The 14,219-nt window shown below is 48.1% G+C and carries 12 protein-coding genes and 1 pseudogene; 9 read left to right on the top strand and 4 right to left on the bottom strand.

The window, feature by feature from the left end:
- From AB9F26_RS19345 to AB9F26_RS19355, 3 genes and pseudogenes are all read left to right on the top strand, one after another.
- Positions 1–1,067, top strand: a 1,067-nt coding sequence (locus AB9F26_RS19345) for an IS3 family transposase (RefSeq protein WP_369768788.1), incomplete at its 5' end; no start/stop codon positions are given.
- 32 nt (positions 1,068–1,099) lie between these two features.
- A pseudogene (locus tag AB9F26_RS19350) lies at positions 1,100–1,534 on the top strand (integrase core domain-containing protein); the annotation flags it as partial.
- A 78-nt stretch (positions 1,535–1,612) separates the two neighbouring features.
- Positions 1,613–1,903: a HigA family addiction module antitoxin gene (locus tag AB9F26_RS19355; protein WP_369768789.1), complete on the top strand. Its 291-nt coding sequence runs from the start codon at positions 1,613–1,615 to the stop codon at positions 1,901–1,903.
- A gap of 48 nt (positions 1,904–1,951) precedes the next feature.
- On the opposite strand, the gene rfbC is transcribed toward AB9F26_RS19355, so the two are convergent.
- Positions 1,952–2,503, bottom strand: coding sequence for a dTDP-4-dehydrorhamnose 3,5-epimerase (gene rfbC / locus AB9F26_RS19360; protein WP_369768790.1), 552 nt, complete (start codon positions 2,501–2,503; stop codon positions 1,952–1,954).
- A gap of 78 nt (positions 2,504–2,581) precedes the next feature.
- Complete coding sequence (locus AB9F26_RS19365; RefSeq protein ID WP_369768791.1) at positions 2,582–3,364, bottom strand: sulfotransferase; 783 nt, start codon at positions 3,362–3,364, stop codon at positions 2,582–2,584.
- Positions 3,365–3,717: 353 nt separating this feature from the next.
- Between AB9F26_RS19365 and AB9F26_RS19370 the strand changes: the two genes are divergently transcribed.
- Positions 3,718–3,846, top strand: a complete 129-nt coding sequence (locus tag AB9F26_RS19370; protein WP_369768861.1) for an integrase core domain-containing protein — start codon at positions 3,718–3,720, stop codon at positions 3,844–3,846.
- A gap of 304 nt (positions 3,847–4,150) precedes the next feature.
- Here the strand turns inward: AB9F26_RS19370 and AB9F26_RS19375 are convergent, their stop codons facing one another.
- The gene (locus tag AB9F26_RS19375; protein ID WP_369768792.1) at positions 4,151–5,968 is read right to left on the bottom strand and encodes a glycosyltransferase; all 1,818 of its coding nucleotides are present in this window, start codon (positions 5,966–5,968) and stop codon (positions 4,151–4,153) included.
- Positions 5,969–6,046: 78 nt separating this feature from the next.
- A complete protein-coding gene (locus tag AB9F26_RS19380) occupies positions 6,047–7,204 on the bottom strand; it encodes an NAD-dependent epimerase/dehydratase family protein (RefSeq protein WP_369768794.1) in 1,158 nt (385 codons plus the stop codon).
- A 316-nt stretch (positions 7,205–7,520) separates the two neighbouring features.
- Between AB9F26_RS19380 and AB9F26_RS19385 the strand changes: the two genes are divergently transcribed.
- From AB9F26_RS19385 to AB9F26_RS19405, 5 genes are all read left to right on the top strand, one after another.
- Positions 7,521–9,512: a glycosyltransferase family 4 protein gene (locus AB9F26_RS19385; protein ID WP_369768796.1), complete on the top strand. Its 1,992-nt coding sequence runs from the start codon at positions 7,521–7,523 to the stop codon at positions 9,510–9,512.
- Complete coding sequence (locus AB9F26_RS19390) at positions 9,502–10,245, top strand: glycosyltransferase family A protein (protein WP_369768798.1); 744 nt, start codon at positions 9,502–9,504, stop codon at positions 10,243–10,245. The genes AB9F26_RS19385 and AB9F26_RS19390 overlap by 11 nt, the downstream gene beginning before the upstream one ends.
- Positions 10,242–11,150 carry an NAD-dependent epimerase/dehydratase family protein gene (locus AB9F26_RS19395; protein WP_369768799.1) on the top strand — a complete coding sequence of 303 codons (909 nt, stop codon included), beginning with the start codon at positions 10,242–10,244 and terminating at the stop codon, positions 11,148–11,150. Before AB9F26_RS19390 ends, AB9F26_RS19395 begins: the two co-directional genes overlap by 4 nt.
- An 87-nt stretch (positions 11,151–11,237) precedes the next feature.
- Positions 11,238–12,683: a TylF/MycF/NovP-related O-methyltransferase gene (locus AB9F26_RS19400; protein WP_369768800.1), complete on the top strand. Its 1,446-nt coding sequence runs from the start codon at positions 11,238–11,240 to the stop codon at positions 12,681–12,683.
- A 221-nt stretch (positions 12,684–12,904) separates the two neighbouring features.
- The gene (locus tag AB9F26_RS19405; RefSeq protein WP_369768801.1) at positions 12,905–14,134 is read left to right on the top strand and encodes a sulfotransferase family protein; all 1,230 of its coding nucleotides are present in this window, start codon (positions 12,905–12,907) and stop codon (positions 14,132–14,134) included.
- Positions 14,135–14,219: the final 85 nt, after the last annotated feature.

Consider the following 14,219-nt stretch of genomic DNA (forward strand, 5'->3'; position numbering starts at 1 on the left):
GACGCATGATCAGCACCCTAGATCGCCAAACCGCCGTTGATCTGATCAACGAGGCTGTCGTGGCTGGTGCACGGCATTTCAAAGCGTGCGGCGTGCTTCAAATCAGTGAGCGCACCTTTCGACGCTGGACAAAAGGAGGTGTGGTTCGGTCGGATCAACGCCCCCTCGTCCAGCGTCCGGAACCGGCTAATAAGTTAAGCGAGACTGAACGCGCAGCCGTGCTGGAAGCCTGTAATTCAAAGGAGTTTTCCGACCTTCCACCCAGTCAAATCGTGCCTAAACTAGCGGATGAAGGGCGATATTTAGCCTCTGAATCAAGCTTCTACCGCATCTTGCGCGCAGAGGGGCAGCAGCATCATCGGGGCCGCGCCAAACCGCCCACCAAACGCAAACCACCCACCAGCTACCGGGCAAATGCGCCCTGCGAGGTCTGGACTTGGGACATCACCTGGATGCCTGGGCCAGTCGCGGGTATGTTCTTTTATCTCTACCTGATCTTGGATATCTACAGCCGCAAGATTGTCGGCTGGGAGGTCCATGATCGTGAGAGTTCAGAGCATGCTGCGACACTGATTAGGAAGGCTGTAATGGCTGAAGGATGCCTCATGCGTCCGCTGGTGCTGCACGCCGACAACGGCAGCCCCATGAAAGGTGCCACGATGAAAACCACTATGGAAAAGCTGGGCATCACGGCGTCCTACAGCCGCCCGCGCGTCAGCAATGACAACCCATTCTCTGAAGCCCTGTTTCGGACCTTCAAATACCGCCCAAACTGGCCAAGCAAAGGTTTTTCCAGCAAAGCCGATGCGCAAGCTTGGGTGAAATCCTTCGCCGATTGGTACAACGACGAACACTTGCACAGCGCAATCCGCTTCGTCACGCCCAACGCGCGCCACGGCGGAATTGATCGCGAGACATTGGCAAACCGTGCCATTCTCTATGCAACTGCTCGGGCGCAAAACCCGCAGCGCTGGTCAGGAAAAACCCGAAACTGGCAACCTGCCGGACCAGTCTGGCTCAACCCCGAAAACGAAATTAGCGTCCCTGAAATTAGAGACGCTGCATGAAATCGGCGGACAACTTGTTTGACAAACACCGCAACGGCAGCCCCATGAAAGGTGCCACGATGAAAACCACTATGGAAAAGCTGGGCATCACGGCGTCCTACAGCCGCCCGCGCGTCAGCAATGACAACCCATTCTCTGAAGCCCTGTTTCGGACCTTCAAATACCGCCCAAACTGGCCAAGCAAAGGTTTTTCCAGCAAAGCCGATGCGCAAGCTTGGGTGAAATCCTTCGCCGATTGGTACAACGACGAACACTTGCACAGCGCAATCCGCTTCGTCACGCCCAACGCGCGCCACGGCGGAATTGATCGCGAGACATTGGCAAACCGTGCCATTCTCTATGCAACTGCTCGGGCGCAAAACCCGCAGCGCTGGTCAGGAAAAACCCGAAACTGGCAACCTGCCGGACCAGTCTGGCTCAACCCCGAAAACGAAATTAGCGTCCCTGAAATTAGAGACGCTGCATGAAATCGGCGGACAACTTGTTTGACAAACACCGGGCCCCACCGATGTTGAGTTCATCGATTATCATTAAAAGGAAGCACTATGAGCCTGCTTAAAGAGCCAATGCACCCTGGCGAAGTCCTGAAAGAACTCTACCTCGATCCTCTGGACATGGGGGCGATTGCTTTTGCACGTCGTCTGGACGTTCCCCGCACGCGGATCGAGCGGCTTGTGAAGGGGGTGACCAGCGTGACACCGGACACGGCTCTTCGCCTTGCCCGCGCATGCAACACGACCCCAGTTTACTGGATGAACATGCAAACCAACTATGACATGTCCGTAGCGTCTAAAGTGGTTGATGTTTCTGGGATTGAGCCACTTTTCGCGGCGTAGATAAACCTGAGGGTAAAGTACCCCAATGTCCGGGAACAAGGACGAAGTTCACATATCAAATGGGCTGTCAAAGGAGACAAACTCCTGTGCCGTCGTGTCTTTTTCCGAAAGCACCGGCACCGCAGTATCTATAGGCCATGCTACGCCACAACTGTTCCACCGGACTGATCCATCGCAATCAGGTACATAATAGTCGCTGCATTTATAAACGACCTCAGTATTTGCCTCCAGGGTCATAAATCCGTGAAGAAAGCCCTTAGGAACCAACAATTGCTTCCCATTTTCAAAGCTGAGAATCTCTCCCACCCATTTCCCATATGTGGGAGACCCTTTGCGGACGTCAACAACCGCATCAAACAACCTTCCCCTGCTACACCGCACCAATTTATCTTGGGCATGCGGCGGTGATTGAAAATGAAGCCCGCGAACGGTTCCTACTTGGGACGACAATGAATGATTATCTTGGACAAACGTATAGCACAAGCCAGCAGCTTCAAAGTCACGTTGAGAAAAGCTCTCACTAAAAAAACCGCGATGGTCGCCAAAACGTTTAGGCGTGATAATAACATTATCTGATAATTCAGTTTTCTCTATCTTCATTTTTGATACCACTTAATTTTCGGGGTAATAAGGCCGCAGCGCGGGAAATTAATATTAGCATTTGTCGCGGACCGATGGCTAGATGTCGTCCCTATAATCAAAACGCTCCATTATTGGCGCACAAATTTCGCGTACAATCTTTCGGAATTCTGGTGCCAACGGATCTAGGCGATTAAGGGTGTCAAGTTTGCTTCCATACTTAGGCGAAAACCATGCATCGTCCAGAAAAGTCTCGTTCACCCCTATTTTTTCTACGCTAATATCTGAAAGTCCGGTAAATTGACGCAACTCTTCAATGGTATTTGGGGCTATCAGATCTTCATACTTAAAATAGTACTCTACTTCAGACAAATATGGGTCCTTATCAATATGTTGATAGGTACTCATATATTCCGTTGCCAGTGCGTGCACCGATTGGGCGTCAAAGGGTAGATTCATTTTGTGCATCACCTCTTGGCGGGACCTAACCACATGATATGGGTGACGAATGACAGTAACAAATTTTGCGTGAGGCTGGCACAAGTAACGCAACGCTGGGAATCCCGGCGTTAAAAGCGGATCCTTGAGTGTGAGGATAGGGGGGTTCTTCACAGTATTGCTGATATGATTGATAGATGCCAAAAGATGGCCTGCGAGATGCGCTCGAAAATGCTCATTTTCTGCGAAAAATGGGTTAGTGTGCTTGGCCCAATTCTCAACGCCTAGATAATAAGAGTCCACAATCGACCGTAAAAAAAGAGGTTCTGGAATATATTTGTTGGTCAACTCAGAGGTGCAGAGTAGTTGATGGGTAATCGTAGTGCCAGAGCGCGGAGCTCCTCCGACAAAAATAATTGTATGCGACGTATTAGCTGTGGTCATTGAATTTTATTTCCCTAATTGATCCAAAAATTTCCAAGTTCAGAACTAATTTTGAGGCGATTTGGCAGTAGTGATCCAACTCTTCGACTAATTGGCAACTACTATGGATGTTCCTCACGTACGCCGTTGTAATGTCGATTTGTTTTCACGGTCTTTTTGTTCTTTTGTAATCCAATTCTGGGTCAAGAAATCTAGCGTCCCTTTTTACTCCGCTATTGACACGGATGCCTGAGATCATTGAAGGGATCAAGCAATTTAAAGACACCGCCTGATCAAGCCGTCACCAACTTTCGGCTATAGCTCTGGCCGGACCACTTCACTCCTCTATTATGAGTTCATGACCCAGCGTCACACTGGAAGAATGGCAGGAGGACTACAACTGGCGCAGGCCACATTCAGGTTTGGCGAACCTAACGCCGACAGATGGAATTTCTGCAGAGAAAAGCGATGAACAAGATGGCTGCATGAGGTCAAAGATTTAACCCTAAGGACTCCGCGCAAGCTGGAGGAAACTTGGGGCGCAGGTCACATACAGATAACCACTATTTTGGAGCCGTTTAGCGATGTGTTGCGCAAAGCAGCTTCCAGCGGTTGCAATGTAATCGGTTCTGCTAATGGTAAATTTTTTAGTGTAGAGTTCTGAGAGTTTAAATGGAGATTTAGTCGCAACAGCGCGCTTCCAGAAGCGGTTGTCAGGTAAATGACTATACGGATTTTCAGCCATGATAGTTATCTTTCATATAGAGCAATGAAATTTTTCCTAAACGGCCCTGTTCGGTGATACATTTAACATACACGCCGCTGTAGTATTGATTTTTCTATCCGATTTTTTTGTTCTTTTGTAGTCCAATTCTGGGTCAAGAAATCTAGGGTCCGTTTTAAATCGGCGTCCTCAAACTTGTCCGGTTCTACCAAAAGCGACCACCAGCAGATTTGAAGTAAAATATCAAACCCTGTTCGCGCAGTTGTATATCGAAGCGAAGGGGGCAAATTTGACAAAATTCTTCCTCTTACACGCATCCGGTCAATCAATTGTTCCAGTTTGGAAAAGGTATGGGTCGCCGATCCATCGTGCCCCCGGTAAATTGCCAAAGGTCTGGGCTCATACCAAACTGGGCCAAGCGCCGCCAAGCGCGCCCACATATCCAAATCAAAGATAAAACCAAACGACGGTGAAAACCCGCCCACTTTTTCATAGGCGGACCGACGAACAATGATTGCAGGAAACATCAAGCACGTAGTGACTCCTAATCGCTGCAAAAGGTTGGGGTAACACCCCGCTTGTAAACGTTCTATTCGCCGTAGGCCGGAGATGTTTCCGTTTGCATCGACATTTTTCCAGCCAGAGAAAGAAGCAACAATGTCATCTTGCTTTAGCATAGGATCTAAGACAGCGTCATAAAACCCAGGCTCAACTAGGTCGTCCTGATGAACAAAATGAATAAAGTCACCACGAGCCATATTCAAACAATTGTTGTGATTAGGAAGGAGACCAAGGTTGGGTGAATTGTAATGATACCTGACACGAGGTCCGTATTCTTTGGCTATGTCTCCACCAACTGGGCTTTTAGACCCATCGTCTACAACGATAATCTCTGCCCAGTCTTCGCCTCGGTCTTGGATCAGAATACTCTCTATACACTCACGTAGCCATTTATCCTGGCCAACTTCGTAGACAGGAATTATTATCGAAATTTGAGGATTATTTTCCGTGCCAGGTCGAGGAGTTACAGAAATATGTGTATAATCAGCTCTGTTTCGCCCAACAGGCCAGCTTTCATCTCCCGGCGCTAATTTTTGCGGCTCGGAGGCTAATATTTTTATCACGTCGTGCGCCCACCCGTCCGCACCTGGGCGCGTGAGCACACGAAGACACTGCTGAATGTCTACCGCAGTGTTAGCCTTCTCGTCACAGAAGCGTTCAATCTCCTGCACAGCCAACTCTGCTGTGTCAAACGGAGCACTATCTGCGGAAAGATTTTCGCAATCAATAATTTTTGCCTGCTCAAACGCGGTATCTGCTGCGTTTAACTGCCCAGTCATCGCCAAAATTCTACCTAATCTATCGTGCAGGTCAGCTTGGTTATTGTTTCGTGCCAACTCGCCGTTTAAAAGCGCAATGGCCTCCGCGTTTTTACCTTGGTAATCAAGAACATCGGCAAGTGCTCTCGTAACGACGGGCGCGCTTGGGTGTTTGGTAAGTACCCTTCGAAACATTTTTTCCGCTTCATCAAGCTGCCCAGTTTTCTGATACTGAAAACCCAGAGTCCTGGCGGATATCATATTGCGAGGTTCAATGAGCAAGGCTTCCTTCAAAGACGCAATTGCGGGCTCAGATTGGCCTTCCCCAATAAGCGCATGAGCCAGTTTTAAGTGATAGCTCTCAACCGCACTATTAAGCGATATAGCCTGCCGATAGGCATGAGCAGCTTTTCCGAGATTTTTTTTCTGAGCGAGCAGATTTCCCGCCATGAAATAAAGGTTGGCGTGTTGCGGTGCCAAACCAGACGCCGCGTCCAATACGGACAAAGCCTTGTTGGCGTGTCCCAATTGCATCAAGGATTTTGCCAAAAAACTATGGAATTTGGAGAGGGATTTTTTCACTATGCGGCTCTATGTTTTCAAGACTACAGCCGACCCCCGCCCCAAAAAATAGGCGGAGGATGGCTTTAAATTAATTGGTCAGCGCCAAGTTGATACACAAGGAATTTTGGTAGTGTCGCAACGCTCAGAATACTTCTCAGCGATTTCTTTGACTTCCTCCATCAAGCTGCCTTCGAGTTTTTTGGGTTCCAGCCCCAATCCAAGAAACCGGTCATTTACAACATGCAATTCGTTTTCCTCGGCTTCGTTGCGGGGATTTTCGAGATAGGCAATTTCTGCCCCCATCAAGGTGTTTATCATCTGTGCCAGATCACGGACCCGATGGGTTTCGGTCATTTGGTTCAGTATGCTCACACGCTCACCAGGCTGTGGCGGATTATTGAGGGCCAACTCAATGCAACTACAAGTGTCCTGAATGTGAATGAAAGCTCGCGTTTGTCCACCTGTGCCATGCACCGTCATCGGATAGTTCACGGCAGCCTGCATGATAAAGCGGTTTAAAACGGTGCCGTAATCGCCGTCATAGTCAAAGCGATTAATCAGCCGTTCGTCCATCTTGGTTTCTGCGGTTTGGGTGCCCCAGACGATGCCCTGATGTAAATCTGTGATCTTTACCGCGTCGTTCTTGTTATAGAATGCGAACAACAGTTGATCCTGGCTTTTGGTCATGTGGTATATAGACCCAGGGTTGGTTGGATAGAGAATTTCCTGTTCGCTCTCGCCAGCCGGTGTATCCATTTTGACTTTAAGATACCCTTCGGGGATTTTCATACCCGCCGTACCATAGCCGTAAACACCCATTGTACCTAGATGGATCAGGTGAATATCCAGGCCAGATTCTACGATAGCTGCCAGCGTATCATTGGTGGCATTGATGTTATTGGAAACCGTATACCGCTTGTGAGCGCTCGATTTCATAGAATAGGGGGCCGCTCGCTGTTCCGCGAAATGTACAACGGCGTCGGGCTTTTCATCCTGCAATAGTGTTAACAACCGATGGTATTGTTTTCCTACAGTAAAATTGAAAAACTTAATCTCTTTGCCTGTGAGCTCCTTCCAGACACGAAGACGTTCACCCATGGGGCGAATGGGCGTCAGGCTATCGACTTCTAGCTCTATATCAATCTCCCGCCGGCTCAAGTTATCGACTATAATAACTTCATGGCCGAGATTGGACAGGTGCAAGGCGGTTGGCCACCCGCAGAAACCGTCGCCGCCAAGGATTACTACTTTCATTGTATTTCCCTTAAAAAAATAAACATCGGATTGGACGTTTAGAGATAAATCAAAACATTAGAGATAGAAAGCCGAGTTTGTTCCGGTCGGGGGGATTATCCTGCTCCCTTTTTACTCTGCTATTGACAAAAAAGCGGTGAAAGCCCTTGGAGTGTCATTTTGCCCTCAACCGGAAAAGACCCCAAAGTGGCTAATGCTTTCTTGCCGCGGACACCCCAATGTATGGATTGGAGGCAAAAAAGGGAGGGGGTGGACATTTGCAACGTAAAATGGCACGCAAGCCCATCCCCTAGATAAAAAACTTGGCAAATAAAATATGAAATTATTTTTTAACCGAAATAAAGCTGCAAAAAACACACATAGAACCGCGCCGGCCGAGAAAAGTCTAGCCTCGAACAAAATTAATAGTAAAAAGAGGGCACGCTTTTTTCAAGGTTTTGATGCTCCCTATTATCTATCACAAAACCCTGACGTTGCTGCCTCGAATATGGATATTCTGGAGCACTATGAAAAGTACGGATGGCGCGAAAACCGCCGTCCTAATAATTGGTTCGATCCTGTCGATTACGTCCAGCGCAACCCCGATCTGAAAGGATCTGCCACAAATCCATTTCTACATTTCCTCGCTTGCCAGGAAAACGTAGAATTGGACAATCCAAAGCATACTCTGAGCAATGATAGTGTGATGTATTGGGCAGATAGATATATGGAAGATGAACACGGTCGGCGGCCCGTGATCATTGCGTCTAATATGCCTAGCAAGGAAGACATACAAATTGTCGGGGCGCATTTTGACGCAAACTATTATGCTGAAAAAAATCCAGAAGTGATGAAGCGCGCGACCGATCCATTGCTACATTTTATGACTCTGGGATGGATCGAAATGCGCGATCCCAATCCGAACTTTTCCGTTTCCTACTACCTGCGTAATAATAAAGATGTCCATCTTAAAAGTTTGAACCCCTATCTTCATTATCTTAAGCACGGCATGCGTGAAAGGCGAGCATCTGCGACAGTAGAGGACGTAAAAATCCTTGATCTTTTCGAGAACGATGCGGAGATGTGCGCACAGGTTGCCAAAGCCAAGCTTTTGGAGCCGATGGTTGCCCAGCCTGTTACGCCTCGGCGTATTACCTCGCCGCTAAAGTGGACACTGCCTGCGGCGGGTGCGGTAGAAAGGCTACGTGCGAAAGTGGGAGGTAAAACCTATAGATATGTTGTGGCTGTTCCGCATGTGCGCATGTCAGGTGCCAGCCGCGTCGCATCCATCTTTGCCAATGCTCTAGCGCAAGTGCGCGATCCATCTGAAATTTTGGTGATTACCACAGATAGTTCGGAGAAAGAGTACATCGACTGGTTCTCGGATAAACTGGATGTTTTAGACGTATCCAAAGAAATAGCGAACCTTGGTCCTGAGCAGAAAATCCGTGCGCTAATAGACGTGATGCGCGGGGTGGCTTGTCAAACGATCATCAACGTCAATAGCCGTCTAATGTGGGAGGCAATTGATCTCTTTGGGAGGCAGTTGCACCACGAATTCAAAATAGTGACTTATCTATTCACATCGGACGAAAATATCAAAGGGGACCGCGTTGGGTATCCTATCCAGTGGATGCGTAAAACGGCAGATTACCACCACCTGCTTTTGACCGATACAAAAGCTTTGGCAAATGATATCTCGGATCGGCTGGGATTTAACCTATTGCCGGAAGGAGCGCAGGTCGTACCGCTCTACACCCCAATTTCCGACAAAGTCACGATTACCAGCCGTAAGGCGCGCCGCAATGAGGGAGGACATTTTCTCTGGGCGGGAAGGTTCGATCCGCAAAAACGTGTCGACATTTTGATTGCTATTGCAAGGGCAAACCCGGGCATGACATTCGATGTGTACGGTAAGGCGGTTCTGGGCAAGACCGAATTTGGCGAATATGATCCGCCTGAGAATATCAATTTTAAAGGCACCTATTCCGACCTTCAAGATGTTCTAAACACTCCCTACACGGGCTTTCTGTATACTGCGCAATGGGACGGATTACCCACGATCCTGTTGGACATGGCTACCGCTGGATTGCCGATTGTTGCTCCCAATGTAGGCGGAATTGCAGAATTGCTTGATAATACAACCGGATGGCTAATTGATGATTTCAGAGATGTAGACGGTTATAGCGCGGCACTGACAGAAATGGCCTCTAACCCTGAAAGGGCCGAGGTGCGGGCGCGATCATTGCAAACCCGCATTGCCGATCAATTCGCGCCAGAGGACTATATCAATAGCATCAAAAAAATGGTGACCACTTATGAATTGTGATCTGACATGCATCATTACGGGCCATCGCGAGGGGCACATTGCCGTCGCCTCGTTGCGCTCTTTCTGGGCCGCTATTGAGGCGGCTCGAGCTGCGGGCTTCAAGGTTGAGCCGCTGTTGTGTCTCGACCGCCCAGATACGCGGACCGAACAGCTGTTTCATAGCTATAAGCAGGATGCGGTGGCGGTTGATGTCTATGACGTGGCAGATCAAGGTAAGGTCCGCAATGGTGCCGTAGCCAAGGCTAATGGCAAGTATTGCGCGTTTTTGGACGCCGATGACCTTTGGTCAGAAAACTGGCTGGTAGAGGCGCTCACGTTCCTAAAAAATAGCCCCAAGACTCATATTGCACATCCTGAGTACAACTACTTCTTCGAAAGTCAGGCGACAATTTTTACTCATGTGGATCAGGAAAGCCCTGACTTCCGGCTTGAGGTGTTGCGCGTCGCCAATTACTGGGATGCGCTATGTGTCTGTCCTACGAAGATTTATCGTGAAATTCCGTTTTGTGACCGCGATATGACCGGTGGCTATGCCTTTGAAGACTGGCACTGGAACTGCGAAACGGTTGCGGCAGGTTATATTCACAAGGTTGTGCCAAAAACAGTGTTGTTTAAGAGGCGACAGGAAAGCTCACAGACCGTAAAAGCTGCGGCGAACAAGTCACTTACTCGCAGGCATCCGCTGCTGGATTACGGCCACTCGATGTATTCCAGCACAGGCAGCCGCCAATGATTTTGGTCTTAGGGGGCACTGGATTTATTGGAAAAAACCTTGCAGTTTATCTTCATGCTAGGGGAATATCTATTCGCGTTGTTTCGCGTACCCCCGATGTGGGATTTCTGGAAGCGCATGCATCTGGGACGAATGCGCTGAGCCTAGAGCAATTTTTGGCAGATCCAAAATCTGCTCTTTTCGACATTGAAACTGTTGTTTACCTTGCCTCCACCAGCACACCGAGTTCCAATTCGGAATCCCCATGGCGCGAAGCGAGTGAAACAGTCAAAACAGCCTTGCGGATCATGACGGCAGTTGCTCATCACTCGCAGGCGAATTTCATATATTTGTCATCTGGTGGGGCCATTTATGGCGAAACGACATTCGACAAAATTCCAGAAGACAGCCCCCTCAATCCGATTTCCCCCTATGGGTTGGGAAAAAAAATGACGGAAGATTCAATTTCTTTCATGGCGCGGACTCAGGGCCTGAGCGCAGCGATTTTGCGCCCTTCCAATCCTATTGGTAACTGGCAGGTAAGTTTAAGTCAGGGGGTGGTCGGTGCCCTCATGCGAGCCGCCCGCGAAGGTCGCGACTTTCCTATGATCGGCCAGGGTGCGGCAGTGCGCGATTATTTCGACGTACGTGATCTTTGTCAGGCGATTATGGATGTGATTGAAAACCCGGAAAAAAGTAGTGGTAAAATCTGGAATGTGGGCTCTGGTGTGGGCTCGTCGGTTCAAGAATTGCTGGACCTGGTCGAGGAGGTCAGCGGCAGGTCTATAGCTGTGCAACATTTACCGCCACGGCCCACGGATGTAGCGCGTGTAGTACTTGATACTTATGCTATCCACACAGCAATTGGGTGGGCGCCGCGGCACGAATTGCGCGCCTCTCTTCAAAATATTTGGGAAACCACTTAATCAAGAATTCACAACGTGTTTTTCAAGCCTATAGTTAGGAAATCCAGTACTTCAGTTCCGTCATTTCAATGTAGGGAAAAATTACCCATGAAATATCCTGAACCCTTCGAGATTATTTGGAAAAAAGTTAAACCGTTCACGATGACGTCCCGCAATAGAGGCTATGCGCTGTATGAAGCGGTTAACTATGTTGTAGACAACAACATTCAAGGAGGCTTTGTAGAGTGTGGAGTCTGGCGAGGCGGGTCTTCGATGATAATCGCACTGGCTTTGTTGGATCGTGGGGTGAGCAACCGCGCAATTCATTTGTTCGACACCTTTGAAGGCATGACACCTCCCACAGACGATGACCGCGACCCATCAGGGCGTGCAGCGGCTGAAATTATGGCTGATGAAACCTTGGATGGCTTGACCCACGCCGTGTACGACATTGAAAGTGTTCGCAAGAATATGATTTCTTCGGGTTATCCACGCAATCTTATTCGCTACGTGAAAGGCGATGTCTGTAAGACGCTACCAGATGACAAACAGATTAAGATATCCCTACTTCGCTTGGATACTGATTTTTTTGATAGTACCGAAGCGGAACTTATCCACCTGTACCCCAAGGTTAGTCCGCTCGGTGTGATTATAATTGATGACTACGGGCACTGGCAGGGTGCACGTAAAGCAGTGGATGCCTTTCTAAAAACGGAAAAAGCCGCGGGGCACACACACTTTCTGACCCCGCTAGATTATACTGGACGACTGTTTGTAAAACCGGCCTTCAAAGAGGGCCAGGCCGCTCCTTATTTGCAAAACCTAGAACGCCATGATTACATTTCTGAAGGGTTGCAGGATCCCGACCTTGTCGGACAATTCCAGTTTCTTGAACCAACTGATCCGATGCCAGTTAAATGGAAATACCTGCGTCGCGATGTGCCACATATTTGGCGCACCGATAAGCGTTCTGAGAAGCCGAATATCGGTGTTCTTTCTGTGGATGAAGGGGCCATTTTGTATAATGCCGCACTTCCGTTTGAGGGGAAGCGGGGCCTTGAAATAGGGTGCCATTTAGCCTTTTCTACTGCGCATCTTTTGAAGGCTGGTCTTGATTTGGACGTTATTGACCCTGCCTTAGGTAATGCAGTTCATTTAGAAGCCGTGCAGGATAATCTCAATCATTCCGTACCAGACAACCAACCGCGACTGCACGCCGGCTTTTCACCAGGGATTGTAAACCTAGTTCATTCTGCATTGCCGCTCACAAAATGGAGCTTTGCATTCATTGACGGCCTGCATGATGGATCGGCACCTTTGGATGATGCCTGTACTGTGGAGCCTTTAATGGCCAGTACGGCGGCGGTTATGTTTCATGATTTAACGTGCCCAGACGTGGCGCGAGGTTTACAGTATTACGCTAATGCTGGCTGGCAGACAAAAATATATGAAACGATGCAGGTAATGGGTATAGCTTGGCGTGGCGATTACTTACCGCCGGAGCATATCCCAGATGCAGGCACTAGCGTTTCCGGTATGGAGCATCTGTTATAGAACAGCGTTAGAGGCGATCACAGATCAAAGGCTACGCTAGAAATTCCTAGGCATTTTTTAAGAGGGTAGGGATATAGCTCCTCCAGAGCCAAGAGAGTGTCCGATCTTCTGTGTATGAGTAATTTGGTCCATGCTTCAGCCGTTTTACAAGTTCAAAACCACCCCTTAGGCGCAGGTAAATTGCAATAAATGCCGAGACTAGTTATTCGAACAAATGTGAAGTGATTAAAAATGCAGAATCACTAAAAAAATCAAGCAACAGCCGGATCGAGAACTATATGACTAATTATCAAGCCTGTATGCAGCGTTCTGTTTTGGCGCAGAGTATTGTCTATGAGGCATCTCACGACGTTATATATATGAACAATGCAAAGGCGGGTTGTTCGACAATCAAAAGCACCTTGATCAAATCTGCGCTACAGGAGAAGGGATTATATAAAGGCGAAAAATTAGACCCAAAATTAGTGCACGGGGCCAACCAAATTTGGTGCAAGGATTTCAGCCGTATTTCGGATAAAAATACATTTTCGTTCAGTGTTGTAAGAAATCCGTTTACGCGAACCTTGTCTGCTTTTTTGGATAAAATGCGGCTAGAAAATATCTTGAAGAAACAATTTTTTTGGCAGCATGATCTAGATCCACAACAAAACCTCACGTTTTTAGGTTTTTTGCGGTTGTTGAAGAACAGTGATTCACTGTTTGATCAACATTGGAGACCCCAAATTGCAAATTTGTACGCAGGATACTTGCCTATTCATGAAACCCATTTTTTGGAAAGTTTTGATAAGACGCAAGGCAGTATTTGTGACCGCCTAGATGGGGTTTCGCTCTTTTTAAATAGATCCCCACACGGCACTGATGCCCGCAAAAAAGTTAGCGAATTTATATGCGATGAAGCACATGAGATCATTGTTGACCTCTATAAGGAAGACTTCAAAACATTTGGTTACTCGACAGAAATTATGAACGTTAATGATGCGCCTGGAGGCATTTTGGAGCTCCCCGCTGAAACACCCATTCTAACCGATATGCTTGCACACATGAATGGAAAATATAGCAAAGTTGACGACCTTAAGCTAAGTTTGCATGCGCTCGGTTTCGTTGAATTAGGTGAAAACGGGGATCCACGGGGCATGCATGGCTGGCAAGACAAGGTCATAAAAACAACTACATCTGGGGTTGCCGCAAATAAATATCTTGCGTTGAGCATCGTTTCAGATGCTGGTAATCAACACTTTGATCCAGAGTTTGTGGTACAGTGCCTTTTTGATATTGTTCAGATGGCCCCTTATCAGATTGGTAATCACACCACTCTAGCGCGACATCTCGCAAGTATTGGTAAGCACGATCAGGCTCAAAATGTGCTTGATACATTGCTCCCCATGACGTGGCAAAAAGACATGGTTACTGCGCTAAAAAACAAATTATGGTCCCTTCGAGAACCACAATAATAGATGTTCCATACCGGAAATTATAGTACCTGCGTCTGGGGTGTGCTCAGGCAGTAAGTAATCGCCACGCCATCCGGTCTCGCCC

The organism is Falsihalocynthiibacter sp. BN13B15 (assembly GCF_041205415.1).
Lineage (GTDB): Bacteria > Pseudomonadota > Alphaproteobacteria > Rhodobacterales > Rhodobacteraceae > Falsihalocynthiibacter > Falsihalocynthiibacter arcticus.

What these genes read in the sequence shown, in the direction of transcription:
- AB9F26_RS19355 (WP_369768789.1), top strand. Translation starts at nt 1,613, where the DNA reads ATGAGCCTGCTTAAAGAGCCAATGCACCCTGGCGAAGTCCTGAAAGAA.
- rfbC (WP_369768790.1), bottom strand. Translation starts at nt 2,503, where the DNA reads ATGAAGATAGAGAAAACTGAATTATCAGATAATGTTATTATCACGCCT.
- AB9F26_RS19365 (WP_369768791.1), bottom strand. Translation starts at nt 3,364, where the DNA reads ATGACCACAGCTAATACGTCGCATACAATTATTTTTGTCGGAGGAGCT.
- AB9F26_RS19380 (WP_369768794.1), bottom strand. Translation starts at nt 7,204, where the DNA reads ATGAAAGTAGTAATCCTTGGCGGCGACGGTTTCTGCGGGTGGCCAACC.
- AB9F26_RS19385 (WP_369768796.1), top strand. Translation starts at nt 7,521, where the DNA reads ATGAAATTATTTTTTAACCGAAATAAAGCTGCAAAAAACACACATAGA.
- AB9F26_RS19390 (WP_369768798.1), top strand. Translation starts at nt 9,502, where the DNA reads ATGAATTGTGATCTGACATGCATCATTACGGGCCATCGCGAGGGGCAC.
- AB9F26_RS19395 (WP_369768799.1), top strand. Translation starts at nt 10,242, where the DNA reads ATGATTTTGGTCTTAGGGGGCACTGGATTTATTGGAAAAAACCTTGCA.
- AB9F26_RS19400 (WP_369768800.1), top strand. Translation starts at nt 11,238, where the DNA reads ATGAAATATCCTGAACCCTTCGAGATTATTTGGAAAAAAGTTAAACCG.